The 25029-nt window shown below is 57.4% G+C and carries 25 protein-coding genes and 1 pseudogene; 3 read left to right on the top strand and 23 right to left on the bottom strand.

Translation table 11 applies throughout. From position 1 onward, the window contains the following. Window positions 1-148: 148 nt before the first annotated feature. A complete protein-coding gene (locus L3X40_RS13560; RefSeq protein WP_059153567.1) occupies window positions 149-361 on the bottom strand; it encodes a hypothetical protein in 213 nt (70 codons plus the stop codon). A gap of 110 nt (window positions 362-471) precedes the next feature. On the opposite strand from L3X40_RS13560, the gene L3X40_RS13565 reads away from it, so the two are divergent. Beyond that, entirely contained in the window at window positions 472-753 is a 282-nt protein-coding gene (locus L3X40_RS13565; RefSeq protein WP_082635049.1) for a WGR domain-containing protein, read from the top strand. A 14-nt stretch (window positions 754-767) separates the two neighbouring features. On the opposite strand, the pseudogene L3X40_RS13570 reads toward L3X40_RS13565, so the two are convergent. The 3 genes and pseudogenes from L3X40_RS13570 to L3X40_RS13580 form a co-directional block, all read right to left on the bottom strand. Next, a pseudogene (locus L3X40_RS13570) lies at window positions 768-863 on the bottom strand (histidine phosphatase family protein); the annotation flags it as partial. An 18-nt stretch (window positions 864-881) separates the two neighbouring features. Further along, a complete protein-coding gene (locus L3X40_RS13575; RefSeq protein ID WP_059153568.1) occupies window positions 882-1175 on the bottom strand; it encodes a type II toxin-antitoxin system RelE/ParE family toxin in 294 nt (97 codons plus the stop codon). Beyond that, window positions 1163-1441, bottom strand: coding sequence for a CopG family ribbon-helix-helix protein (locus tag L3X40_RS13580; RefSeq protein WP_059153569.1), 279 nt, complete (start codon window positions 1439-1441; stop codon window positions 1163-1165). The genes L3X40_RS13575 and L3X40_RS13580 overlap by 13 nt, the downstream gene beginning before the upstream one ends. A 392-nt stretch (window positions 1442-1833) precedes the next feature. On the opposite strand from L3X40_RS13580, the gene L3X40_RS13585 reads away from it, so the two are divergent. Next, entirely contained in the window at window positions 1834-2394 is a 561-nt protein-coding gene (locus L3X40_RS13585) for a recombinase family protein (protein ID WP_169863596.1), read from the top strand. 14 nt (window positions 2395-2408) lie between these two features. Next, window positions 2409-3746, top strand: a complete 1338-nt coding sequence (glmM, locus tag L3X40_RS13590; protein ID WP_237366104.1) for a phosphoglucosamine mutase — start codon at window positions 2409-2411, stop codon at window positions 3744-3746. Between the two features lie 32 nt (window positions 3747-3778). On the opposite strand, the gene L3X40_RS13595 is transcribed toward glmM, so the two are convergent. The 19 genes from L3X40_RS13595 to L3X40_RS13680 all read right to left on the bottom strand — a co-directional run bounded on the left by L3X40_RS13595 (window position 3779) and on the right by L3X40_RS13680 (window position 25016). Next, a complete protein-coding gene (locus L3X40_RS13595) occupies window positions 3779-4087 on the bottom strand; it encodes a hypothetical protein (RefSeq protein ID WP_237366105.1) in 309 nt (102 codons plus the stop codon). An 11-nt stretch (window positions 4088-4098) separates the two neighbouring features. Continuing rightward, a complete protein-coding gene (locus tag L3X40_RS13600) occupies window positions 4099-5292 on the bottom strand; it encodes a hypothetical protein (RefSeq protein ID WP_237366106.1) in 1194 nt (397 codons plus the stop codon). Between the two features lie 47 nt (window positions 5293-5339). Continuing rightward, a complete protein-coding gene (locus tag L3X40_RS13605; RefSeq protein ID WP_237366107.1) occupies window positions 5340-7544 on the bottom strand; it encodes a GumC family protein in 2205 nt (734 codons plus the stop codon). A gap of 13 nt (window positions 7545-7557) precedes the next feature. Further along, complete coding sequence (locus tag L3X40_RS13610; RefSeq protein ID WP_237366108.1) at window positions 7558-8268, bottom strand: polysaccharide biosynthesis/export family protein; 711 nt, start codon at window positions 8266-8268, stop codon at window positions 7558-7560. 52 nt (window positions 8269-8320) lie between these two features. Beyond that, complete coding sequence (locus tag L3X40_RS13615; protein ID WP_237366109.1) at window positions 8321-9676, bottom strand: O-antigen ligase family protein; 1356 nt, start codon at window positions 9674-9676, stop codon at window positions 8321-8323. Continuing rightward, on the bottom strand, window positions 9677-10921 hold the full coding sequence (locus L3X40_RS13620) for a DegT/DnrJ/EryC1/StrS family aminotransferase (protein ID WP_237366110.1): 1245 nt from the start codon (window positions 10919-10921) through the stop codon (window positions 9677-9679). A 1-nt stretch (window position 10922) separates the two neighbouring features. Further along, on the bottom strand, window positions 10923-11555 hold the full coding sequence (locus tag L3X40_RS13625; RefSeq protein ID WP_237366111.1) for an acetyltransferase: 633 nt from the start codon (window positions 11553-11555) through the stop codon (window positions 10923-10925). Beyond that, entirely contained in the window at window positions 11552-12151 is a 600-nt protein-coding gene (locus L3X40_RS13630) for a sugar transferase (RefSeq protein WP_237366112.1), read from the bottom strand. The genes L3X40_RS13625 and L3X40_RS13630 overlap by 4 nt, the downstream gene beginning before the upstream one ends. 69 nt (window positions 12152-12220) lie before the next feature. After that, window positions 12221-13336 carry a glycosyltransferase family 4 protein gene (locus L3X40_RS13635; protein WP_237366113.1) on the bottom strand — a complete coding sequence of 372 codons (1116 nt, stop codon included), beginning with the start codon at window positions 13334-13336 and terminating at the stop codon, window positions 12221-12223. Next, window positions 13333-13707, bottom strand: coding sequence for a glycosyltransferase (locus L3X40_RS22530; protein WP_445177194.1), 375 nt, complete (start codon window positions 13705-13707; stop codon window positions 13333-13335). The genes L3X40_RS13635 and L3X40_RS22530 overlap by 4 nt, the downstream gene beginning before the upstream one ends. Then, window positions 13704-14948 (bottom strand): glycosyltransferase family 4 protein, encoded by a 1245-nt coding sequence (locus L3X40_RS13640; RefSeq protein WP_237366114.1) that lies wholly within the window; start codon window positions 14946-14948, stop codon window positions 13704-13706. Before L3X40_RS13640 ends, L3X40_RS22530 begins: the two co-directional genes overlap by 4 nt. Continuing rightward, on the bottom strand, window positions 14941-16191 hold the full coding sequence (locus L3X40_RS13645; protein WP_237366115.1) for a hypothetical protein: 1251 nt from the start codon (window positions 16189-16191) through the stop codon (window positions 14941-14943). The genes L3X40_RS13640 and L3X40_RS13645 overlap by 8 nt, the downstream gene beginning before the upstream one ends. Continuing rightward, the gene (locus L3X40_RS13650; RefSeq protein ID WP_237366116.1) at window positions 16188-17309 is read right to left on the bottom strand and encodes a hypothetical protein; all 1122 of its coding nucleotides are present in this window, start codon (window positions 17307-17309) and stop codon (window positions 16188-16190) included. Before L3X40_RS13650 ends, L3X40_RS13645 begins: the two co-directional genes overlap by 4 nt. 237 nt (window positions 17310-17546) lie before the next feature. Next, entirely contained in the window at window positions 17547-18845 is a 1299-nt protein-coding gene (gene tviB / locus L3X40_RS13655) for a Vi polysaccharide biosynthesis UDP-N-acetylglucosamine C-6 dehydrogenase TviB (protein ID WP_237366117.1), read from the bottom strand. 2 nt (window positions 18846-18847) lie between these two features. Continuing rightward, window positions 18848-19882: an NAD-dependent epimerase/dehydratase family protein gene (locus L3X40_RS13660; RefSeq protein WP_237366118.1), complete on the bottom strand. Its 1035-nt coding sequence runs from the start codon at window positions 19880-19882 to the stop codon at window positions 18848-18850. Between the two features lie 37 nt (window positions 19883-19919). Continuing rightward, window positions 19920-21842, bottom strand: a complete 1923-nt coding sequence (locus tag L3X40_RS13665) for a polysaccharide biosynthesis protein (RefSeq protein WP_237366119.1) — start codon at window positions 21840-21842, stop codon at window positions 19920-19922. Between the two features lie 104 nt (window positions 21843-21946). Next, complete coding sequence (gene glmS / locus L3X40_RS13670) at window positions 21947-23770, bottom strand: glutamine--fructose-6-phosphate transaminase (isomerizing) (protein WP_237366120.1); 1824 nt, start codon at window positions 23768-23770, stop codon at window positions 21947-21949. Between the two features lie 63 nt (window positions 23771-23833). Next, window positions 23834-24145 carry a hypothetical protein gene (locus tag L3X40_RS13675; RefSeq protein WP_159368286.1) on the bottom strand — a complete coding sequence of 104 codons (312 nt, stop codon included), beginning with the start codon at window positions 24143-24145 and terminating at the stop codon, window positions 23834-23836. A 619-nt stretch (window positions 24146-24764) separates the two neighbouring features. Beyond that, window positions 24765-25016, bottom strand: a complete 252-nt coding sequence (locus L3X40_RS13680) for a hypothetical protein (protein WP_159368287.1) — start codon at window positions 25014-25016, stop codon at window positions 24765-24767. Window positions 25017-25029: the final 13 nt, after the last annotated feature.

Genomic DNA, 25029 nt, shown 5'->3' on the forward strand with positions numbered 1-25029 from the left:
AAATTCACCGCTAGCCGAAAGGTCGGCGGCAGGATAAACTCGTTCTGCAGCGCAGATGGCAGTCATGAGAGCGTTGTCTGGCGTACCTTCCACGCTATGCCCTCAAGAAGGCGGTGCGCTGCACGATTGAGGTGAAGCCGGCAAACGCTCAGCGTTGACTGCACTTCAGGGCGACCGTGCCCCTTGCCAAGGCAGAGGGCGCACCGCCCGCGCGCGCCACCGCACGGGGATCGTCTGTCGGGACGGGTTGAACAAGAACGGTGCCGTGCCGATCGCCGATCGCGAGCATCAAGGCGATAATGGTGGAAGCCTTGTGGCGCATGGGCATGGTGTGGATTGAACCAAGGAAGGCAACAAGCATCGCAGACCGAGCGTATCGTGACACTCTATAGACTTTTGTGAATCAATGACCGGCAACTGATTCAAAAAAGTCATCGGACTTTACGGGGTCGATTTTGTAGGCTTTGCGCCATGAAAGGCGCAATCCCCCCTGATCCGATCGAGTTGGTGGCGCTTGACCCGACGCGCAACATTCGCCGGCGTTATAGCATTAGCGCGAGTTTTGATCTGTTCGGCATGATCATTGTCGAAACCCGTTGGGGGCGGATCGGCGCAGCCGGCCAAACCCAGTGTCACGCCTTTGCCGATCGTGCCGCAGCTGATCGTCATATCGCCGCGATTCTCCGGAGACGTGGTACGGCCGAAAGGCGGATCGGGATTGCCTATCGGCCGGTAGAGAGAAGCGGAGCGTAACGAGAAACTCTTCAATTGCCTCGCTCCGTCAGTTCGATCGTTGCGAGATCGTGGCAGGGCATGCCGGCGTTGCCGGTGGCCTCACTGTGGCGGATGAATATCGCCCTCATAGCGCGTCCCTTAGCCGACTATTGATAACCCGCCTCCCTTTGGTGGCGCACGGCCAACAGCGCCACCGTCTCACCATCGAAGTGATACAGGACAACATAGCCGCTGTTTCCAAAGTCGATCAGCTTTTCCCGATACTCGGACTCCATATCTTCAGTTGGTCGGCCGATGTGCGGGGTTGCCGCCAGAATCCGAACCCCTCCCCGGATCGCGGCGACCGCGCGTCTCGCTGCGTCGGCGTCTTTGGTCTTCAACCAGCGATGGAGCCGGTCAACATCGGCCAGTGCTTCGGCCGTCCAGATCAGACGTGGCACTTAGGCGGCTCCGCATCCTCACCCGCTTCGAGCTTCGCCAACCAGACATCGGCTTCCTCAAGCGTCACATGCAAGCCCGTCTGCTGATAGTTTTCCCATGCCCGAATGGCGTCCTGTTTGAATGCCTCGCGCTTTTCCTCGCGCTCGACATACTGCGCGATAGCTTCGCGCATAATCCAATGCGAGCTGCGCCGGCGCGCGTTGGCCAGGTGCTGCACACGCCCTTTCAGGGCATCGTCCAGCTTAATAGATGTTGCCGTTGCCATCGTGCTACCTCCATAATGAAAGGTGTTACCCAGCACTACTATATGCTGCCTGCACTCAGCCGTCCATCCTCTGCCGTTACTGCGCCCCTAGTTGCTCGCGCTTCCCAAACTCGCAAGCGGACTCGCTCAAGGTGACGATCCACTGGCAAGCGAGAGCGGTCAGTCATATCCGAGCCAAGCGGCACATCATTGACGATGAGCCTTTGAGCGGTTTTGGGCATTGAAGGCGGCCAGTGCCTTCAGGCTCGTTTATGTCAATATAGGGTATATCCTATGTTGGCGTAAGGAAACGCGTTGAAAATATGTCAGAAAAGAGCCTGTATATCATTTTGTTGACATATGGCGGCTCATATCTAAAGGTCTAATCTGACAGATTGGGCTTGGGGAGTGGAATGAAGGGTCAAAGGATCGGCTATATCCGGGTCAGCACTTTCGAACAGAATATCGATCGTCAGTTGGACGGTGTCGCGCTGGATCGGGTCTTCACCGATCGCGCCTCGGGCAAGGATGTCGGTAGGCCGCAACTGGAAGCCATGCTCTCCTTCATTCGAGAGGGTGACACGCTGGTCGTCCACAGCATGGACCGCCTCGCGCGCAATCTCGACGATCTGCGCAAACTCGTCCAGTTGCTCACCCGACAGGGCATCCGCATCGAATTCGTCAAGGAAAGCCTTTCCTTCACCGGCGAGGATTCGCCGATGGCCAATCTCATGCTGTCGGTGATGGGCGCTTTCGCCGAATTCGAGCGTGCCTTGATCCGCGAGCGACAACGTGAGGGCGTGGCACTAGCCAAACAGCGCGGCGCCTATCGCGGGCGTAAGAAGATGCTGTCGGATGAGAGAGTGTCTGAGCTTGTGCAACGCATTGCGAACGGCGAACAGAAAGCCACTATCGCGCGTGACATGGGAATCAGTAGGGAAACCCTATACCAGTATCTGCGATCAGTGGGGTGAGGCTGGGGTAAGCGATGAGCAGACAATATTTTGGTACCGATGGAATCCGTGGACGTACTAATCAGGGGCTAACGGCCGAACTGGCGATGAAGATCGGTATGGCTGCTGGGACGCATTTCCTGCGAGGAAAACACCGCCACCGTGTCGTGATTGGCAAGGACACACGGCTATCAGGCTATATGATAGAAAATGCGCTGGTCGCTGGCTTTACAGCCGTCGGCATGGACGTGGTACAGTTCGGCCCTATTCCGACGCCGGCAGTCGCTTTGCTTGCCCAGTCGATGCGGGCGGACTTAGGAGTCATGATCTCAGCCAGCCACAATCCTTATCTTGATAATGGGATCAAGCTGTTCGGACCGGATGGGTACAAGCTTTCGGATGAAGATGAACTAAAGATCGAGGCGTTGTTGGGGCAGTATATCGCGCTCGCTCCGTCAAAGGAGATTGGCCGTGCTCGCCGCATAGAGGATGCGCGCGGGCGTTATATCCATGCGGTGAAGTCGAGTTTTCCTGCGGATTTGCGACTCGATGGGCTTAGGATCGTCATCGATTGTGCCAATGGGGCGGCCTATCAGGTAGCGCCCTCTGCCTTATGGGAATTGGGCGCTGAGGTGATCGCGATCGGGGTCGGCCCTAATGGCAGTAATATCAACGATGGTTGCGGCTCTACCGCGCCGATGCTGCTTCAGGAAACAGTCGTATCTTCTGGCGCGGACATTGGCATTGCGTTGGACGGGGATGCCGACCGCCTCATCATTGTTGATGAGAAGGGGCAAGTCGTCGATGGTGATCAGATCATGGCGTTGATCGTTACCAATTTCGCGCGTGCGGGCGTTTTGCGAGGCGGCAGCCTTGTCGCGACGGTGATGTCGAACCTTGGCCTCGAGCGTTTTCTCGAGGGACAGGGCATTGGGCTTGAACGCACCAAGGTCGGCGACCGATACGTGCTCGAGCGCATGCGCGAGGGAGGTTTTAATGTAGGCGGCGAACAATCGGGACATATGATCCTCTCCGACTATGGAACGACCGGTGATGGGACAGTGGCGGCTTTGCAGGTGCTGGCAGCGCTCGTCCGCGCGAAAAAGCCAGCGAGCGAGGTATTGCACCCATTCGACCCTGTACCCCAGCTACTCAAGAATGTGCGCTTTGCTGAAGGAAAGCCGCTTGAACATGCCGATGTGCAGCATGTCATCGCCCAGGCCGAGGCAGAACTTAACGGTTGCGGCCGCCTCGTCATCAGGCCCTCAGGGACGGAGCCGGTGATCCGGGTGATGGCTGAGGGTAATCGTGAGGATCAAGTGCGCGATGTCGTCGACCGCATTTGCGCCGCTGTGGAAAAGGTCGCTACTTAAGCCTGAGCATTGCTGCTTAAATCATTACCTCGTCAACGAGGTGATTGAACGCGTGTGCTCTGCTCGGCGGCGACCTCGAATGGCGACGTCGTATTGGCGCGAGGGTCGTAATAGCGGTCAATCCGGTTGCGAATGCGGTTCTGCACCCGGTTCGCTATACGATTGTTCAGCCGCCCTAAGGGTTCAATATGGACTTGGCTATTGCTGGCGGTCTGGCGCTGCCCCACTTGGCCCGCAGCCGATTCAGCCAGCTGCCCGGCGGGCATCGACTCCTGAGCCAAGGCAGAAGACGCTAGAAGCAGCGATGTCGCGAAAGCACTGCTGAGCAAAAAAAATCTCATGAGGCTGTCCTTTATGGCGCTTGTGGTCGTGTGGGCCGGATCAGGATGCGATCAATCTGACCCGAAACACCCCCAATCTCATTCGAGGATCGTGCGATCAGTGCAAGCGTCTGCACCGGGCAGTCAGCGGGAATGTTGACATGTCCTTGGAACCAGCCCTCTGCCTGTGATGAATTTGGTACCTCTACTCGTCCAATTTCACTACCTGTCTGGCAGCGCACGACCCAATAAGGACGCGAGCGCGCAGCCTGCTCAACCCCGATACTATGCCCTTTCAGCACATAATCGCCGGGTGGGAGCATCTGAAGCTGCTGAAGCAGAAGGCCGCCATTGCCCATGGACACTGTGAAATCGAAAAGGCCGTTCGCCGGATCGGACAGGATCGCCGTCGAGACACCGATGCTGTTGATCGCGATCCAGTCGAAAGCGCTGCGCGCTTCGATCGGGCTTGTGAAGGCAGGATCGCGCGATTGATGCCGCTCGCTGCCAGGACGGGCAGCGGCATAATAGGACCAGGCATCGTCGAACAGTTTGGCCGCCAACAGCCTGTTGATGAGCGCCACGCTGGCGCTGTCGGGTACGGACACGCGGGCGATCTGCAAGGCACGGAAAAAGGCCGCGCTCGCCACCGGATCCGCGTCGCTCCGCGCGGCATGATTGATGAAGCCATTACCCCAATTGGGTTGTCCACCAAGGGTTTTGACCAATTCTGCGCGGATCGCCGGGTCGGTCAGTGCGGAGGTCAGCACCGGATAGAGCAGGTCGGGCGCTTTCTTCTTGGTGCGGAGCGCAATATCATAATGTCTGAGCGCGCCTGGAATATCGTCACGCGCCACGGCTAACTCGATCGCCATCAATTGCGTGCGCAAATCCCGTCGCGACAGCGTCTGCGAATAGGCAAGCAGGCGCTCCCCCTCGGCCTGGTCGCCGCGAACGAATGCATCAGCGGCGAGTGTTGCAACCGCTTCGACGGCAGTTGGGTCATGATGCAAGGCGTCGCGCGCGATCGCTACGGCGCGGATACGGTCGGCTTCGCTTGCGTTTGGACGGTAAAGCGTCTGCGACAAGCGACCCGCGATATGGCCATTGTTGGGCGCGAGCGCATAAGCCTCTTCGATCCGGCTGTCGGGCAGCACTAATGCTACCGATTGCATGACCGACAAATAGCCTAGCCAGGCGGCGATCCCAGCCAGGATAAGGCGCACACTCCATTCAAGCGGAGAGCGTCGTTGTCGAGAGGTCTTTTCCTTCATCAGGCGGTGTCGGACACTACCTTGCGTCCATAGCGATAGCCATATTCATAACCATAACCATAGCCGTAATGCGCTTTCTTGGCGTCAAACTTGGTAAGAATGCTGCCAATGATGCGGACATTGGCAACGATGAGGCGACCGAGTGCCTCTTTCACCAGACCAGAGCGGATACCATGGGATTCAACGGCATAGAGAACGCCTTCAACCTTGGCTGCGATGAGCGACGCGTCGGCTAGCCCCATGACCGGCGGGGAGTCGATGATGACATGGTCATAACTTTCAAGCAGTTGCGCAATAAGCTGCGAAAGACGACTGCCGGTCAGCAATTCAGCGGCATTGGGCGGAAGTGGCCCTGCCAACATCGCCGTGAAGCCCAGGTCCTCCATCGGAAAGGTCAGGGATTCGAGATTGCCCTCTCCGGTCAGGTAGTTGCTAAGTCCCCGATCATGCCTGACACCGCCCAGATGATGGATTGAGGGATTACGCATATCGCCATCAATAAGGATGACCCTCTTACCCCCGCGTGCGAGCGTCGTGGCCAAAGCAAGACAAGTGGTTGACTTGCCTTCCCCCGGTCGCGTCGAGGTGACGGAGAAGGAACGCGGGACGCCATGTTCGGTGGAGAAGGCAAGATTGGTCTGCACCGTCAGATAGGCATCCACGAGGTCCGACTTGCGGTCAAGCAGGACATCCTTGGGCGCCTCTTCGATTTTAGGGATCGAGCCGAGCAGCGGCAGACCAAGCTCACGCTTCGCTTCAGCTGGATCGGCGATGCCCTCGTCGATCTGCTCGAGGCCAAAGGCCAGCGCTGCGCCGATGCCCAAGCCGGCTAGGATAGCGATGGCGAGATTGATGAGCAATCTGGGGCTTGAAGGCGCTTTGGGTGCCTGGGCCGGATCGACGACCGAGATATTGTTGACGCCGACGCCGCCGGCGACGCCGATTTCCTTGAAGCGCTGGAGCAGGCCGTCATAGAGTGCCTGATTGGTGTCCACTTCCTGCTGATAGATATTATATTGGATGCTGCGGCGGCGTAGGTCGAGATAGTCATCTTTAAGTTGTTCGACCTTGGCTTGAAGCGCCTGTTCCTGCCCCTGTGTCCGGCGATAGTCGGCGAGAAGTGATGAGGTCACGCGACCTTCTTCGCTCGCGATGCTGCGGTCGAGCTGGGTGATTTGTGCTTGGACCGCTTGAGCGGCGGGGTAACCTGGTTCGAACTGCGTCATCAAGCGCTTGTAATCAGCCGCCAGCTCCGCGCGACGCTGGCGCAGGCTGTTGATTGCCGTATTGTTCAGGGCTTCGGCAGATGCGCCCGCTCGCCCATTTTGCTGAAAGCGTGACTGCGCCTCAATGCGGCTCGCGGTCGCCTGGGCCAGCGCGGCATTGAGTGCGGCTAGATCATCGACAACGATTGAGCGTTCCGAACTCGATTGGCCATTGCCTGATTGCGCGGGCAGATTGATGATCTTGGCGGACGAAGCGTAATTGACCAATTGCCGCTGCGATTCATCCAGCCGTTGCTTCAACTGGACCAGCTGCTTCTGGAGGAGATTGCGCCCATAGGAGGTTGCTTGGATCTTGCGTTCCAGATTGGTCTGGATGAAATTCTCGGCCCATACATTGGCGACCTGCGCTGAAAAGGTAGGGTCTGGGCTGGTGAATTTGATCTCGACCAAGCGCGACATGCGTGTGGGGCTGATACTGAGATGCTCGCGCAATATTTCACCAGCGACCCGTTGCCGGGTAGGGCGGCCTGAGGCGGGGTATCGGCCGTTTGCCAGCTGGAAGGCCGGATCATCGCTCTTGAAATCGAACATGTCGAAAAAGCTGTGCGATTCCGTCAACTTGAGCTGTGTCGCCACCCGTTCGGAAAGCGCGCGAGACTCCAGTAGGCCATATTGCGTCTGGTAGAATTCCTGGTCGGCAATGCCGGCTTCGCGCTCGACCCCCTGAAGATCAGTGACCTTGTCCGCTTCACGCGAGATTTCGATCGTTGAGGACGCCGTATATTGCGGCGTCATCAGCAAGGTCGTGATCAAGCCGGTCAGGAAGCATACCGCTACCGCACCGAGGATTACATAGCGCCAGCGCATGGCGATACGCAGATATTGGCGCAACAAGGGAGGCCCGCTATTTTCCGATTGCGCCTGCAACAGGGCTGCCGGGGCTAGGTGGCTGCCTGGGGTCAAAGTACTATTGGTCATAGGACTGCAAGCCTTAGCGCAGGACTGCGACGAGGGGCGCCGCAAGTAGTGGTGCTAAAGAAACGACATCTCGGAAAAGACGGCGCTGCGGAGAGTCGCCGATGATGACGACATCATTGGCGTAGATTGCTGGGTCGGCATAGGCGCCGCGACGGATCGCACCGATATCATAAAGACCGGCCATCCGCTGATTGTCGACGGTGCGCAGGATCACGACCTGTTCCTGCTTCGCAAATTCCGACAGGCCTTTGGCTGAGGCGATGACGCGCATCAGCGTCATCTGGTTGGTGACCGGGTAAAGGCCCGGCTCCTTCACTTCGCCATCAACCGTTACGACCTGGCTGACCGAACTCCTGATGTTTACGGTCACCTGAGGGTTGCGGACATAACGACCCTGCAACGAATCTTCGATCGTGCGCGCTAGCTCATCAGCGGTCTTGTTGCGCGCGTCGACGGTACCGATCAGCGGCATGGAAATGCGCCCGCTGGCGTCCACCTGCATCTCTCGGCTGAGTTCGGGCACGTTAAAGATATCGACATTGATCGTGTCGAGCGGGCCGATTAGGGCGGGCCGGTCAGCGGCTGCCAGATCGCCCCGCTGGGGCGCAGGCAGGCCCTGACTGTCAGGAATGACGGTCAGTTGCGCGCTGGGCTGAGGCGGTGGTGTTCCCGTGCAACTGGCAAGACCAGCCGCGACTATGATCGAAAAAAAAATTTTGCGCATGCGCCCCATATCTTCCGGCTGAAGAGGTCTTCGCCTTAGATGCTGATCGCAATCAGGTAAAGTCGGCCATAACGCGGGGCGTCCTATTTTGGCTGAGCCAAGAAGCGGCGATGACGATCATCGCCATCATCATCGGCGTGCGCGCCGGATAGTCAAAGACGCTCGCAACGAAGACGAGAAATAATATGGCCGACCCCAGCTTCGGCAGGATCGCGTGTCGCCCGCCTGTTCGCCAAGCCCGGATACTGGCCATCGCATACCACCCAAGCGCGCCGAGCAGCAGCAGCAGCGCAGGCAAGCCACCATCGAGCACCACTTCCAAAAAATCATTATGGGCATGGTTGAAATAGGTCGGCTTGAGCAATGCGAACGGCTCATGCAGGCGGAAGATCGTATCGAAACCGCCGAAACCTGATCCAGCAGGGAAATAGGCGGTGATCATTGACCGTACCGTCGGTAGGGCGCGCGCCCGCATGTCTTGGCCGGCATCTATTTCAAACGCACGGCGTACAGATTCCGCCCTGTCGACAGCGATGCTGACTAGGACGAACAGGGCAACGACGCCGACGATCGCGGCGATCAGCGCCGGGAACACCCAGCGTGGCGCCCCACGCAAAGCGCGGCGGACATCGTGCCAGCACAAAGCGAGGCCGAGCGCCAGCGCCAACATGCCGGTCAACATGCCGGCGCGCGATCCGGTCGCCAATATGGTGAGAGCAAAGAGCGTCATCAGCGCCAGTGCGACTGGCGCGCGCCACCCCACGCCTTGTTTTCCGGCAAAGGCCCAGACAGGGGTAATCAGGCATCCGATGGCGAGGAGGAGCGCGAAATGGTTGCGGTTGGCGAAGGTGCCGCTGACGCTTCCCACCGTGTCATTGATGAATGGATTATCGAGGACGAAGCCGGAAAATTGTAGCAACCCGACCAGCATCGAGCAGAAAATGATCCCGAGCAGGATCGTCGGCAGCCATGTTTTCTCCTCGTTGCACAAGGCAGTGACGAGAATGAGTGTTACGACCGGCACGATCAGCGAGGACGCGGCGTTGATCGTCGCTGAAGGAACGATCGCCCAAGGCCGCCATACCGTCTCGCCGGGTGACGCCCCGAGTAGCACGTCCCGGCCCGGCAGCGCTGTCCAGATGTTGGGAGGTAACGGCACCAGTTGCAGCAGGACAAGCAGGACCGTCGCCAGCAGCAGCCAGAACGCCGCTCCCGCCCCCACGACCACCGGTCGCACGCCGAGCAGGATTGCGAGCACGAGCAACGTCCACGTTGCCCCCCACGTTATCACCTGCCCCGTGACGTCTGCGTGCGACGCGCCGCCCGCCACCCATAAGGTGCCCAGCAGCAGCAGCAGCAGTACCAGAGCGGGACTCCAGCGGCGTGTGAGGACGGGGCGGGAAGGCATCTAGGACAGAGTCTCCTCTGTGCGCATCGCGTCCTTGAACATATCGCCTATGGCTTGCGAAACACGCGCCATGTCGTCAGATGAAAGCGTCGGATGGACGAGGAACATGAGGCTGGTCCCGCCCAGTTCGCGCGCGACCGGTAGGGGCACTTCGGGCCGCCAGCCGGTGCCGTCGAACGCCTTTTCCAGATAGACTTCGGAGCAGGAGCCTTGGAAGCAGGGAATGCCCCGCTCGCCCATTTCGGTGACGATCCGGTCGCGCGACCAGCCGGATGCCAGATTTTCCGGCCGGACATAGGCATAATATTTATAGAAAGCGTGGACCGACCCTTCCGGCCAGCTTCGGTCCGGGCCGAACGGGCCATGAAGACGGATGATCCCGTTCTTGTCGGCAAAGGGTGTCAGGGCTTCATGCAGGATCGTCGCATTGGCCGTCCGCGTGCACGTCCATTCGTTCATGCGGCGAAGCTGGATGCGGCCGATTGCCGCCTGCATCTCCAGCATCCGCCAGTTGGTGCCGATGCTCTCATGCAGCCAGCGGAAACCCGGCGGGTGCGCGCGCTCATAGACCGCGTTCCAGCTTTTGCCATGATCCTTGAACGACCACATGCGCGACCAGAGATCACGATCGTTGCACGTCACCATGCCGCCTTCGCCGCCGGTGGTCATGATCTTGTCCTGGCAGAAGGACCAGGCGCTGACATGGCCGATCGAGCCGACGCTGCGCCCCTTGTAGCGCGCGCCATGCGCCTGCGCGCAGTCCTCGATCACCTTGACGTCATGCGCGGCGGCGAGGTCCATGATCGGATCCATGTCGCAGGGCCAGCCCGCCAGATGCACCGCGATGATCGCCTTGGTGTGCGGGGTCAGCACGGCCCGACAAGTTTCCGTCGAGATATTGCCGCTGGCGCGCTCGACATCGGCGAAGACCGGCCTGGCGCCGGCATTGGCGACGCAGGAAATCGACGCGATGAAGGTGCGTGGCGTGACGATCACCTCATCGTCGGCACTGCCGCCATTGGCGCTGCCGATGCCAAGTCCTTGAAGCGCGAGATCGAGCGCGACCGTGCCATTGGCGACGGCGATCGCATGATTGCTCTCCGACCATTCGGCAAACTCCCGCTCGAAAGCGCGGCATTCTTCGCCCGTCCAATAGTTGACGCGGTTGGAGAGCAGGACAGCGGAAACGGCGTCCGCCTCTTCCTGCGTGAAGCTGGGCCAAGGGGCGAAATTCGTGTTCAGCATGTCATTTTTTCTCGAGAATGCGGGCGGGATTGCCGACCACGGTTACGCCTGGAGGGACATCCTTGGTCACGATCGCACCCATGCCGACGACGGCATCCGCGCCGATGGTCAGGTTCTGGCGGATGACCGCGCTCGACCCGATATAGGCGCGATCGCCGATCCGGATATTACCGTTGCAGCGCACCCCCGGCGCGAAGGTGACATAATCGCCGATCACGCAGTCATGCTCGACATAGGAATAGAGATTGGCGTGAAAGCATCGGCCGACCTTGATGTTGGACGTGAAGGTTACATAGGGTGAGACAAGGGCACCTTCGCCGATCTCGACATCGTCCATCATAACGATGTCGGCCGCCGTCGCAGCCATGATCTCGACCCCTGACTGCCGGCATTTTTCGTCGAGCATCTGCCTGATCTTAGGGTTGGCGATCGCCAGGGCCGCTCCGCGCCGCTCGGCTGGTTCTTTCATAAATCGATCAAAAGTCCACACCTCATGACCATTGGCATGAGATGATGCCGGATTGTCGTCGATGAAGACCAGGGCCGCATCCATGCCTGCCATCTCGCGCCGCAGCAGCGGCATGATGCCCCGTCCGCAGCCACTGGCCCCATAGACACCATATAAAGGCTTCACGAATTCTTACCCGTGCCCTGGAATTTGGCCATCGTCGCCTGGCCTTCCGCGCTTATCCCATCACGCTGAATGATGCGCAGGACCGTCAGCCATATGATCTTCATGTCCAGCAGCAGGCTGCGATGATCGACATACCAAATGTCGAGCGCGAATTTCTCTTCCCACGAAAGCGCATTGCGCCCGTTGACCTGCGCCCATCCCGTCAGGCCGGGACGGACGTCGTTGCGCCTTGCCTGCTCCGCATTGTAGCGCGGCAGATATTCCATCAGCAGCGGGCGCGGCCCGACCAAACTCATCTCGCCCTTGAGTACATTCCACAGGCCGGGCAGCTCATCTATGCTGGTCGAACGCAACAGACGCCCCAGATCCGTCAGACGTTCAGCGTCGGACAAGGGCTGACCATCGGCATCGCAGGCATCGAGCATGCTGCGGAACTTACACATCCGAAAGGGCCTGCCCCCCAGACCGGGGCGTTCCTGCACGAAAAGCACGGGCGCCCCCATGCGCTGGCGGATCGCAATTCCCGCGACAAGCATAACAGGCGACAGCAGCACCAGTCCGGCAAGAGAGCCTGCAATGTCGATCAACCGTTTCATTTATTGCCCTGTTTCTTGGCGGCGCGATCCGGACGCGGCTAGATCGCGATCTTCAAAGCCCGATGCCCGCTAAAGGTCCATGAAGTCCAGCAGCTTTCGATTCTGGACATGCACGTCGAACCGTTCCTCCGCCAGCCTGCGGCTTTCCAGCCCCATCGGCACAACGCTGTCTGGATGATCGAGGAAATGACGCATGGCCTCTGCCAGACGCGCCGAATTGCGGACCGGAACGAGGAACCCGTTCTTTCCTTCCACCACCGTTTCCCGGCATCCTGGAACATCGGTCGTGACCACCGGCAGGCCGATCGCCATCGCTTCCTGCGTGCTGCGCGGAACGCCCTCCCGATAAGAGGGCAGGACGAAAACGCTCGCCTGCGCCAGCCAGGGACGTACCGGCACATGTCCCGGCCATTCGATCACCCCGGCATCGACCCATAACCGCACTTCGGCCAGCGGTATGGCGGCGGGGTTTTCGTCATGTCCCCCCACCAGCAGGAAGCGCGCCTGCGGATAATGCGGGCGCAATGCCTTTGCCGCCTCCACATATTCCTCCACGCCCTTGTCGCGCAGCAGCCGTCCGACCATGATGAAGGTCGCGGCCCCGGCATCAGGCTCCTCATAGGCCCATTCCTGCAAGTCGAGCCCAATGCCCCCAAGGATCACGGCGCGATCGGGCGACACCAGGCGACGCTCGACAAATTCGCGGCGATCGTCGGGATTGAGGAAGATGACGCGCTCCGCCAGGCGCAGGGCGCTGCGATATAATCGCGCGACGACCCGTTGCAGCGCCGCGCGCCGCCGGCTCGGACGCTGCCCTTGGGTAAAGGCGAACCCCAGTCCCTCTATCATCGCAAAGCGGCGGGGAACGCGCGCCAGCCAGGCCGCGATCGTGCCGTAAATGACCGGCTTGATATAATAGCCGAGCGTGATGTCGGGCTTGTGCCGGCGCAGCAGCCGCCGAAGGTCCAGCAGCGACGCTGCATCCCTGATCGGATTCATCCCCGCCCGCGCCAGGTTGAAATCGATCGGGACGATGCCGTTAGCGCGCAACCATGCGCGCGTCGCTTCATCATGATCGGGGGCGAAGGCCAGAACCTCATGACCCCTGCGCACCATTTCGAGAAGCAGCGGACCACGGAAATTCAGCAATGACGACGCAAAATTGGAAATCACCGAAATTTTCATATTTCACTCAGTCCAGGATAGAAAGCCGACACGCTTGTCCGACGCCCCCCAGATCGCACGATAACTTCTGGCCATCCGATCCCTGGAGAACTGCTTTTCCACACTTGTGCGTGCGGCGACTTTTCTGTCGCTCCAGCCCGGTGCATCGTTTTTCTGAAGCGCGTGGGAGATCGCTTCCGCCAGTGCAACGGAATCCTGAGCGGGAGCGACCCAGCCCGTATCCGCGATAATAACCGCCGCATCCCCGACATCCGTCGAAACGAGGGCGTGCCACAGGCCATGGCTTCGGTCAGCACATTGGGAAAAGCCTCGCTGGCGGACGACATCACATGAAGGTCCAGCGCATTCATCACCGCCGGAACGATATTCATATGGTTTTCCGCTTGACTGCGGCCCTGCTGAGCCAGCCGTAAAAGCTGTGCCGGCGTTCCGCGATTAGCGAAGTCTCGAAATATTTCGCTCGATCGAGGTTGCGCGCGGACTGCGCGGCAAAAAGTTGCTCGTCGCGCAGGAACCTCTCAATACGAGCAGCCAAAGCAGACACGTCATCGCTAGGGACGAGCGCGGCGTCGTCAAGCAACTCAGGAATGCCGCCCACATTCGTGCCGATGCAAGGCAATGCTTGCGCCATTGCCTCAATCATGGCTCGCGGCAGCCCCTCAGTTCGTGACGGCATGACGAACAGATCACAGGACCGGAACTGCACCAGCACTGTTTCCGGAGGAACATTGCCACAGAACCGAACGCGCTCGATCAGACCGAGACGCAATGCCTGCGTTTCGTATTTGGCGCGGAATACACCATCCCCCATCACTACCAAATGAATGTCGAGGCCGGCAGATGTCAGTTGGTAGACGGCCTCCAGCAAAATGTCGAGGCCCTTGTACTCTTGTGCAAGCGAACCGCAGAAAGCCAACGACGCCCTATTTTTAAGCGGACCTAGACGCGGACGATCGACAAAATGACGCGGTTCCAAAAGAACGTTGGATATAGCTACGCTCGGCGCGCCCTTCCCAGGTGGGTAAAGCAATTGTAGTTGCCGCTCGGTCACATAGGCACAGGCAACGGCGCGGCTACAGATAAAGCGGCTGACGGCAACTAAAGGCCAACGCATAAGCCGCTCATACCATCGGAAGCCTTTGCTGCTTAGCACTTGGTGGGGATCTCCGACCATGTGAACTGTGTACGGAATTCCGCGCAGCCAGCAGAAGAATGCATGTAGAGAACCGATCGGCCCAGGAAGCCGTACCGACAGTGCATCTGCCTTAACAGCGGCACGATTCAGCCGTTGCACCAGAGCAGGCAACGCCTTGATGAAACCGCCAACTCCCTTGTAACCAGGTAACGGTTCGACGGAAACGTCATGATCCACGATCCATGTCACCGTTTCGACCGGCGGATCGCGTTCCTCTACCCGGAGCACGAGCCGGAGATGATCGAAGTGCGAACGGATTTCCGCCAAATGCGATAAATGTAGAGGATGAGCCGACCAATGGCGTCCGTGACGGTCACGATTGATCACCGCCTCCGAAGCCCAGTGGAGCGTCGGTTTCGCCCGCTCGAACTCATTACTCGGGAAAGCGACATTAACAATAGAAGCGTCCTCACCCATGCTGATACTCCGCCATTGGTTGCACTGGTTTACGGAGTATCCAGAGGTAAGTACCGATCTGGACGACTGCCCCGGCCGACATCAAAATAACGCATCCAAAAATACCCTCTGTCTGGATTGCCCATGGGGCGAGCAACGCTTGAACTGCCAACAAAATGGCCGAGGTTGTGAATATAGCCGTCATCCGGCCGGTGGACATTGCTAGATAAGAGTAGAATTGTCGCAGGCCGAGCGGCAGAGACAGAACGAGGACAAAAGCTACATCATGCAATAGCGAGCGCTGATTTTCCCATCCCCAATCCACGAAAGCCGCCGCGAGAAAAACCAAGATGGTAATTGCCATGTGCAAGCCCACGATAAGCATGGCAACCGGCGCGCTGGCCAGAAAGGTCTGGCGGATTTCCCCCAATCGAGCAACTCTCGACAACTGATGAAGGTGCGTTTGAGATAATCCTGTCGCAATCATCTGAATCATCAGGACCGGAATAAAGATTGTAGAAAAGTAGCCGACTGTTTCACGGTCCGCGAATAGTTCAAGCAGGTATCGTGGCAAAAAGCCCGCAACGGAAGCGACCAAGCTGTTAACTGCTGCGAACAGTGCCGTAGCTAGCGGTATGACGGCCAGCCATTGGGAAAATTTAAACAATCCGAAGGGACGGGCGCTACCGCTTAATTTCCACTCCGCGATCACGATGCATGCCTGAACGATCACGAGCGTTGATACTATAGTGCTAAGATCGAACTGCGCCGTCCACCCTGCCAGGATCACTAAGCTCAGCAGCGCGCTCTTCATAATTAGCAGCAGCCCGGAGATCGCGCTCTTTCCTTGTCGATCGAAAATCGCCGCCAAAATATCTGACACCATATCCAAAAATTTGCTCGCAAGCACATAGGTGAAAATCATGGCGTCCAGCCGTATCTGGAACGTGAGCGTAATCACGATTGCCATCGTCAGGGCAACCATACCCGTAGTAATGCGCACTGCCAGAACGCTTCCGGCCGAAAGCTCGCCCAACGCGCCCGAAACCCACAGTGGACGTAGCGAAAAGGCAAAAAAACCTACGACTGGAGCAACCACCGCCTGAGCCAGAGCATAGCTGCCTACCAACTCGTAACCACCAATCGGGAGTAAGCGAAGTAGAATCAGCCATTGTAGGCCAGCATATGCGATAATCCCCGTAGCCTGCGCAAAGCGGGCAAGCTGAGGCTGAACTGTCAGGAATTTATCGATCAACCAAGTCATGCGTCGCGCTTTTGGAACAAGCGATTGAGTAGGAGCAAGGCTCCCGGGATTCCTAAAAGCATCGTTAGTCGAAAGACAATATTATCAAGATCATAAAACAGCATAAAGAGGGGGAGAGCCGATATTGTCGGTGCGATCAATGCGCTCTCCCACCCTTTTGGGTGAATAGAATATAATATCGCCCATCGCGACAATAATCCAAATATGACGAACGATAAAACTGCACCAAAAATTCCAAAATTTAGAATAGATTCCCCGACCATGCCATAGATACGCGATGATCCCCTCCCTGATGGATTATTATACAAAATCGCACTAGTTGGATCTATGTTCAATTGTGCATAAGAGCCAACGAAAACTTTACTCCATTTATCTGGTATAGGATCTATAAAGTCAGGAAGGGGCAAGGTTAACGCCTTAACATAGGTCCTGCCGTAAGCGAGAGGTATCCGATCCTCCATCTGAGCATCGAGAATAGACGCTTGAATATCCGAACGTCCGATGTCGCCAATGACGATGCGAATAGGGTTCGTGTAATTTTCATCTAAATAGGCGGGCACCCCTTCTCCGGCGAGATATGAGGATACTCCTTGAATACCCAGATGCTTGTAAACTGTCATCAGGTTAAACACGATAGCGCTACCTATCAATAACGCAAACAAACTAAGCTTACTCAGTCTAAAAACATACTGATGAAAAAGCTGAAAGCCCAAAACTATAATTAATAGTACTGTTACACGAGAACCGCGTGAGAAATTCATTCCAACCGTAATAAGAATAAAAAGGGCAGCAAGTAGCAGCGCTGTCAAGATTGATGGATAACGGCCTCGCTTCCATACGCTCACCACTATTAGCCAAGCAAGAAGAATCGGTGCCGACTCGATCACGGCGTATAATGCAATACCAGAATTGATCATTGAATCACTAGATTCGCGTAGGTTAGATGCAATAAAATTGTTGTAGACGCCTAGGCTCAGACTGATCATAAGAGCCACAGCAAGAAGAAATTGTATATGTCCTAACGAGGGCCAATCTCGCGTTTTCAGTTGCATAAAAGGTTTCGCCTGTCGCGCTGCAATCGCCGCAACAAGAAGTCCAACTGCATTCAATATATTCAAATTTGTTATTGATTCGATAGGATCTGAATAAAATAAAGATCGATTTACATAATCGTCATATATAACATTAACAGCAGGGACTATTAAAAAGTATATGTATACAAATATTTCAAGAGGATAAGAAAATATATTGCGATTAACTCCTCTCAAACAAGAGCGATTGAATGTTACTACAGATATAAGAGTAACGCTCAGCGTTATCCAGAATATATGTTGGGATTCCATGGCGCGGTTGCGTCAGAGTCGCAGATCTGAATCTTCAGCTAGGAAGATCGATTTTAGATCATACACTACAGCTTTTCTGCGCCCGAAGTTTCGCACGGCTTTGATGTCCAACCTTTTGAATTCATCGTGAGGAACAGCGATGATCACGCCATCGTAATAGCCCTCCTTTGGGCTGACTAATTTGATCCCGTACTCCCGTTCGGCTTCGGCCGGAGACGCCAAAGGATCGGTGACATCGACTTCTATGCCGTATTCGCGCAATTCGGCAATTACATCTACCACGCGCGTGTTACGTAGATCTGGACAGTTTTCCTTGAAAGTGAGGCCGAGCACTAGCACGCGGGCACCGTCCACCTGAATACGGCGCTTTAGCATCCCCTTTACCATTTGACCGGCGACGTAGTTCCCCATGCCATCATTGATCCGCCGTCCAGCGAGGATGACCTCAGGGTGATACCCCATCGCTTCAGCCTTATGCGTCAGATAATAAGGATCGACGCCGATGCAGTGCCCCCCAACCAATCCAGGCCGGAAAGGTAGAAAGTTCCATTTCGTGCCGGCCGCTTTTAGTACCGCCTCGGTGTCGATGCCCATGCGATTGAAGATGATCGCTAGTTCGTTGATCAGCGCGATGTTGAGGTCGCGTTGGGTATTCTCGATGACCTTGGCGGCTTCGGCGACGCGGATCGTTTCTGCTTTGTAGGTGCCCGCGGTGATGATCGAGGCATAGAGGCTGTCGACCAGCGTAGCGATCTTGGGTGTCGATCCCGATGTCACCTTGCGGATTGTCGGCAGGCGATGCTCTTTATCGCCCGGGTTGATCCGCTCTGGGCTGTAGCCGCAGAAGAAGTCATGGTTATAGGTCAGGCCCGAAAAACGTTCGAGCACGGGGACGCAATCTTCCTCGGTCGCGCCAGGATAGACGGTCGATTCATAGACAATGATGTCGCCGCGCTTGAGCACCTTGCCGACCGTCTCCGATGCCTTGATCAGTGGCGTCAGGTCAGGCCGACGATGCGCGTCGATTGGTGTCGGTACTGTCACGATATAAAGATTGCATTTAGCCAGATCCGCAGGGTCGGTCGAGAAGCTCAGATGCTTTGCCTCCGCCATTTCCTCGGCATCCGTTTCCAGCGTCGTATCTTCGCCCCGGCGCAGCGCGTCGATCCGCGATTGGTTGATATCAAAACCGATCACATCGCGAATACGGCCGAACTCGACAGCGAGCGGCAAGCCGACATAGCCAAGGCCGACGACGGCGATCTTGAGATCATCCAGTGACGGCGTGGCCGCAATATCTGTGCTGCTCATGATCATTTCCCCGAATATTCACGAAACCAGGCGACGAAATTGGCAATGCCGTCTCGAAAGTCGGTCGCCGGACGGTAGCCAGTCAGTCTTTCGAGCAGCGAGGCATCGGCCCAGGTGGCGGGAACGTCGCCCATCTGCATCGGCATGTAGTTGCGGATCGCCTTCATCCCCAGGCTCGCCTCGATCGCATCGATGAAGTCGAGCAGGCGAACCTTGTCGTTATTGCCGATATTGACGATGCGGAACGGCGCGACGGGGCTAAGCGAGTCTCCAGCCACGATGTCGGCGCGCGATGCCGGCCGCTCGGGCGCTGCGTCGATCAATAGGCGGATCGCACGGACTAGATCGTCGACATAGGTAAAGTCGCGATACATGTCGCCATTATTGTAGATGTCGATCGGGCGGCCATCGAGCATCGCCTCGACGAACTTGTAAAGCGCAAGATCGGGCCGGCCCCAAGGGCCATAGACCGTGAAGAAGCGGAACATGGTCGTGGGCAGATCGTAAAGATGCGCATAAGAATGCGCCATCGATTCATTGGCCTTTTTCGTTGCCGCATAGATGGTGAGCTGGGTGTCAGCCTTTTCGGTCTCAGTGAAGGGCATGTCTTCATTCGCGCCATAGACCGAGGAGGTCGAGGCCATCAGCAGATGCTGCACCGCGTTTCGACGCGCCGCTTCCATGACGTTGAACGTGCCGATGACATTGCTGTCGAGATAGGCACGCGGGTTTTCAAGGCTGTAGCGCACGCCCGCCTGTGCGGCGAGATGAACGATGACGTCGGGCTTGAAGGCATCGATCGTCGCATCGAGCAGCTTCTGGTCCTCGAGCATTCCCTCGGTCGCGGTGAAATTAGGACTTTCGTCAAGATGCGCATGTCGGGAGCGCTTGAGATTGACGTCATAATAGTCGGTCATCCCGTCATAACCGGCCACGACGAACCCTTCGGCAAGCAGAAGCTTGGAAAGATGGAAGCCGATAAACCCCGCTGTCCCGGTGACGAAGATACGTTTCAGGTTAGCCGTGCTCTCTGGCATTGAAAATGGATCCGTTCTCTATGGTAAGATGGATGGATTATTGGGCGGCGGCTTCATAAGCTGGACGATTATATTCAGGAACCAGCTTGTACAAAGTGGACAGCGCCTCCGGCACATCGCCCTGTCTCAAATAATCTTTGAGGTCATCCAATATATCCGACAGCGAATTCCACGGATGCGCTGCTTCACGCGCCTGCATGATCCGCGAATGCACGGTCGGCGTCGGATTGTCGCCGATCAGCAGCTCCTCATAGAGCTTCTCACCAGGCCGCAGGCCGACCTCAACGATCTCGATGTCGCCCTCCGGCGTCGCTACATCACGTACCGACAGGCCCGAAAGCTTCACCATCGTCTCCGCCAGATCGCGGATCAGCACCGGCTGGCCCATGTCGAGGACGAAGACTTCGCCGCCCTCGGCCATGCCGCCCGCCTGGATCACAAGCTGCGAGGCTTCGGGAATAGTCATGAAATAGCGGGTGACGTCGCGGTGGGTGATTGTCACCGGGCCGCCTGCGGCGATTTGCTGCTTGAACAAGGGCACGACCGAGCCGCTCGATCCTAAGACATTGCCAAAGCGGACCATGGTGAAGAGCGTCTTGTCCTGCGCCTGCGCACGCGCTTGCAAGATGAGCTCGCACACCCGTTTGGACGCGCCCATGATGTTGGTCGGACGCACCGCCTTGTCGGTGCTGACCAGGATGAAGCGCCCAACGTCCACCGCCTCGGCAGCAAGCGTGCAATAGAGCGTGCTGAAGATATTGTTGCGCATGCCGGCGATCGGATTGGCCTCGACCAACGGCACATGCTTGTAGGCTGCCGCATGATAGACGGTTTCGGGCTGCCATCGGCGGAAGATGCGAAAGACTGAATCTTTGTCGGCGACATCGGCCAGCTCGGGAATGAGCTCAACCTCGCAACCTTCGGCGAGCGCCAGTCCGCGCAATTCGCTTTCGATTGCGTAGAGAAAATATTCCGATTGCTCGACCAAGATCAGGCGCTTGGGACGCGAGCGGATGATCTGGCGGCACAGCTCGCTGCCGATCGAGCCGCCCGCGCCCGTCACCAGCACATTCTTGGCAAGCAGCGAGCGGCCCATCAGCAGGTCGTTGGGTGCGACCGCATCGCGGCCGAGCAGATCCTCGATCTGCACGTCGCGAATATCGCTGACGGCGAAATGCCCGTCGATCAATTGGCCGATTCCCGGCAGCATGCGCACGCGGATCTTGCGGGCTTGCAGCGCCTCCACGATCTCGCGTCGGCGTACGCGCAGCGCGCTTGGGATGGCGAGGACGACCTCGTCCACCCGCCGTTCTTCCAGGATGCGGTCGAGGATCGAGGAATGCCAGACGGTGACGCCGTCGAGTTGTTGGTTGCTCAGGCGCTCGTCATCGTCGATATAGCCGACCAGCACCAGATGCGGCTCCTGCCGCAGCGAGTTGGCGAGCTGCTGGCCGCCGCGCCCCGCGCCATAGATGAGTAGCCGCCGCCGTTCTTCGGACTGGCTGCGCGCCAGATGCAGCAGATCGCTGACGACGAAGCGCATGGCGAGGCGCAGGAACAGCATCGACAGGAAGAAGATGATCGGTTGCAGCACGGCGATGGTGCGGGGAACGCCGCCGACCTGAAAGAAGCCGAAGATGACCGCCAGCGGTGCCGTTAGCAAGGCGCAGGCATAGAAGAGCCGGCCCGATGCCCGCGCGCCGGAAAAGCGGATGAGATTGCGATAGACCCCTGCTGGCCAGGCGATCACCGTCCAGAAGCCAAGCGCCGTGCCGGTCAGGATCAGCACCATGCGCGCATCGTCAGGCCATTCGCCAAGCCGCAGCGCGAGCGCGACCCAGGCCGCGACGAGGCAGAGCAGGCAGTCGAGGCCGAAGGCCAGCCATCGGCGCGCGAAACGCGGCAGACTGGTCAGGGATTCCAGCATGGTAAGCAGGGCGCTATGCGTTTCCTTCGTCATGTGCCTTGAACGTCCTTGATGATCGTGGCGACTGACGCGCCTTTAGATTTCCCAGGAAGGCTGATGCGACCAAACTTAGCCTGACGAATTGCGACTCGCGCCCCTTACTCCACCGTGACCGATTTCGCCAGATTGCGCGGCTGGTCTACATCGGTGCCTTTTGTGACGGCTACATGATAGGCCAGCAATTGTACCGGCACGCTATAGACCAGAGGCGCGATTAAGGGGTGGACCTTTGGCATGGTGATAGTCGCGAGGCACCCGCCGCCCGCTTCCTGGATGCCGTCATAGTCGCTGATCAACACCACCTTGCCGCCTCGCGCCTGCACTTCCTGCATGTTGCTGACGGTCTTTTCGAACAGCGGCCCTGAAGGCGCGATGACGATCACCGGCACGTTTTCGTCGATCAGCGCGATGGGCCCATGCTTCATCTCGCCGGCGGCATAGCCCTCGGCATGAATATAGCTGATTTCCTTGAGCTTTAAGGCGCCTTCCAGCGCTAGCGGATAGTCGGTCCCGCGGCCCAGATAGAGTACGTCGCGCGCCGTTGCGATTTCGGCAGCGACGGCTTTGATCGCGTCCTCATAGGCGAGGGCGGCATTGAGCGCAGCTGGCGCTTCGGCAAGATGTTTGACGACCATATGTTCGCCCTCGTCCGTCAGGCGCGCTTTGGCGCGTGCCAAGTTGGCTGCAAGCGCGGCAAGCACCGCCAGTTGGCAGGTGAAGGCTTTGGTGGAGGCTACCCCAATTTCGGGTCCGGCATGGGTTGGCAGCAGCAGGTCGGCCTCGCGCGCCATGGAGCTGGTCGGCACATTGACGACAACAGCGATCTTCTGCCCTTCTTCGCGGGCATGGCGCAGCGCTGCGAGCGTGTCAGCGGTTTCGCCGGACTGGCTGATGAAAAGCGCGAGTCCGCCTGGCTCGATCACTGGCGCGCGATAGCGGAATTCGGAGGCAATATCGAGGTCGACCGGCACGCGCGCGAACTGCTCGAACCAGTAGCGTGCGACCATCCCGGCATAAAAGCTGGTGCCGCAGGCGACGATCGTTACCCGTTTAATCTCTGACAGGTCGAAATCGGGAATCGGCAGCGTCAGCGTGTCATCGATGCGCTGGAGATAGGAGCGCAGGGTCTGGGCGACGACGATGGGCTGCTCGTAAATCTCCTTGATCATATAATGGCGATGATTGCCCTTGGAGATCAATTCGCCATCGACTCCCGATTGGGTGATCGCACGCTCGACCGGCTGATTGCCCTGATCGAAAATCTGTGCGTGGTCGCGATCGCAGACGACCCAGTCGCCTTCCTCCAGATAGATGACGCGCTGTGTCAAAGATGCCAGGGCGAGCGCGTCCGAACCAAGATAGGTCTCCCCTTCCCCGATCCCAACGACCAGAGGCGACCCCAACCGCGCGCCGATCAACAGATCGGGTCGATCGCGAAAAAGGATCGCCAGAGCGAAGGCGCCGCGCAACTGAGGAAGCGCTTCTCGCACCGCGTTGATCGGGTCGATCCCGGCCTCCACCCGCTCACTGATCAGATGTGCCACGACTTCAGTATCGGTTTCACTGGTGAAGACGCGACCCCGGCCGATGAGCATGTCCCGTAGGGGCTTGAAGTTCTCGATAATGCCATTGTGGACGACTGCGACCTCAGCCGTGGCATGGGGATGGGCATTATTAGTGGTGGGGCCGCCATGTGTGGCCCAGCGCGTATGCGCGATGCCGATAGTTCCGGGCAGTGGGTCGGTCTCAAGCGCATCGGCGAGGTTGTTCAGTTTCCCTGAGGCCCGACGCCGCTCGATCGCGCTGTCATGGCTCGTAGCGATACCGGCAGAATCATAACCGCGATATTCCAGTCGCCTGAGGCCATCCAGAAGTCGTGCAGCGACATCCCCATGGCCGACGATACCAACTATTCCACACATTTAGCCCCCCCAAATTGCGAACGGATCTTAAGACATAATAGATCGGCTAAAGCAAGTTGGGCTTCACCGCTTGTCCGGTATCAGTAAAGGCTGCAGGCGGGCGACCAGGCTGATTAAGAAGGGCCAAAATAGGGTATTGGCGATATCCTGATAGGTATCCATTGGGCGCCAGCCATAGGCCATATAGTCGAGAAGCTCATTGGCTGTCTCAGCGAGAGCAACAAATGCAAATGGAAAGAATGTTCCATAGCTTTGGCGGACAGTTAAACGTGATAATATAAGAATAAATAATCCGGCATGAACATGCAAAAGTTCATCAGATAATCCTGTGCTATTACTAACCCATAATATTATTTTATTGTAATGTTCAGGCACATTTGTCATATATACATATTAATTATTCTTAAGTTATAGGTGGGATTTGTCATAGGAATCCGCCATTTCTGTCCTTGAAAATATGAAGAAAACTGTGCCCATTATCCTTCGTGAGCAGCTTTCCGATGGTCAATCGGATAAGGTGACCAGATCGCGGTTTCAAGCGGCGTAATTTCACATTATAGGGCAACGGTAACGGGAGAGTCTCAATGATATTTCAGGACGGAGAATTGCGCCGGATTGAGAGTAACCGGCCGATGCTGTTTGATGGATGGGCCTATGTGCCGATTGAACTGAATTCTGCTACAGCCACGGCGCATATCGTGTTGAAGCTTAAGCCAGTGAAAGCGGAGGTGCCCCCAGCGTCCGTTCTCCGATAAAAGACCAGCATCCATTGGATGGCGATATTGATCCTGGATAGATCGATATGTCATTCCGCTGTTATACCCGTCTGTCATGTTGAGGTGTTTTCACGCCTGCTCTCCCAATTCTCGACTGGCGCAGGATAGGAATTGATTTGGGATAGCTAAATGCCTCATGATGCAGACATTGTCACATATCATTTTCAGGCAAAAAAATAGCGGCCCGAAGCCGCCATTTTCTTATCCATATATAATATTCAGTTGCTGTCAGAATCGTCGTCGTCAGTCACAAGCACAACAGTGGTAATAACTGCCGCAGCACCTCCCAGCAAGACAATCGGAAGAGCGGCCTCTGCCAGCTTGCTCGACTTCCTGGGCGAACTGGCCGCTTTGATATTCGTCGCCTTAGCGACAGAAAGCGCAGCAGCCGACTTTGCCGGATTCGCCATCACCGGTGTCGCAATCAGGGATGATGCCAACATACCGGCGATAAGGATTTTGAAGCGCATATCGGATGCCTCT

The organism is Rhizorhapis sp. SPR117, from assembly GCF_021742065.1.

Coding starts and splice junctions, on each gene's coding strand:
- L3X40_RS13680 (WP_159368287.1), bottom strand. CDS start 25,016: ATGCGCTTCAAAATCCTTATCGCCGGTATGTTGGCATCATCCCTGATT.
- glmM (WP_237366104.1), top strand. CDS start 2,409: ATGAGCAGACAATATTTTGGTACCGATGGAATCCGTGGACGTACTAAT.
- tviB (WP_237366117.1), bottom strand. CDS start 18,845: ATGAGCAGCACAGATATTGCGGCCACGCCGTCACTGGATGATCTCAAG.
- L3X40_RS13635 (WP_237366113.1), bottom strand. CDS start 13,336: ATGAAAATTTCGGTGATTTCCAATTTTGCGTCGTCATTGCTGAATTTC.
- L3X40_RS13595 (WP_237366105.1), bottom strand. CDS start 4,087: ATGAGATTTTTTTTGCTCAGCAGTGCTTTCGCGACATCGCTGCTTCTA.
- L3X40_RS13660 (WP_237366118.1), bottom strand. CDS start 19,882: ATGCCAGAGAGCACGGCTAACCTGAAACGTATCTTCGTCACCGGGACA.
- glmS (WP_237366120.1), bottom strand. CDS start 23,770: ATGTGTGGAATAGTTGGTATCGTCGGCCATGGGGATGTCGCTGCACGA.
- L3X40_RS13560 (WP_059153567.1), bottom strand. CDS start 361: ATGCTTGTTGCCTTCCTTGGTTCAATCCACACCATGCCCATGCGCCAC.
- L3X40_RS13665 (WP_237366119.1), bottom strand. CDS start 21,842: ATGACGAAGGAAACGCATAGCGCCCTGCTTACCATGCTGGAATCCCTG.
- L3X40_RS13615 (WP_237366109.1), bottom strand. CDS start 9,676: ATGCCTTCCCGCCCCGTCCTCACACGCCGCTGGAGTCCCGCTCTGGTA.
- L3X40_RS13640 (WP_237366114.1), bottom strand. CDS start 14,948: ATGGGTGAGGACGCTTCTATTGTTAATGTCGCTTTCCCGAGTAATGAG.
- L3X40_RS13565 (WP_082635049.1), top strand. CDS start 472: ATGAAAGGCGCAATCCCCCCTGATCCGATCGAGTTGGTGGCGCTTGAC.
- L3X40_RS13605 (WP_237366107.1), bottom strand. CDS start 7,544: ATGACCAATAGTACTTTGACCCCAGGCAGCCACCTAGCCCCGGCAGCC.
- L3X40_RS13630 (WP_237366112.1), bottom strand. CDS start 12,151: ATGAAACGGTTGATCGACATTGCAGGCTCTCTTGCCGGACTGGTGCTG.
- L3X40_RS13580 (WP_059153569.1), bottom strand. CDS start 1,441: ATGGCAACGGCAACATCTATTAAGCTGGACGATGCCCTGAAAGGGCGT.
- L3X40_RS13610 (WP_237366108.1), bottom strand. CDS start 8,268: ATGCGCAAAATTTTTTTTTCGATCATAGTCGCGGCTGGTCTTGCCAGT.
- L3X40_RS13585 (WP_169863596.1), top strand. CDS start 1,834: ATGAAGGGTCAAAGGATCGGCTATATCCGGGTCAGCACTTTCGAACAG.
- L3X40_RS13620 (WP_237366110.1), bottom strand. CDS start 10,921: ATGCTGAACACGAATTTCGCCCCTTGGCCCAGCTTCACGCAGGAAGAG.
- L3X40_RS13645 (WP_237366115.1), bottom strand. CDS start 16,191: ATGACTTGGTTGATCGATAAATTCCTGACAGTTCAGCCTCAGCTTGCC.
- L3X40_RS22530 (WP_445177194.1), bottom strand. CDS start 13,707: ATGAATATCGTTCCGGCGGTGATGAATGCGCTGGACCTTCATGTGATG.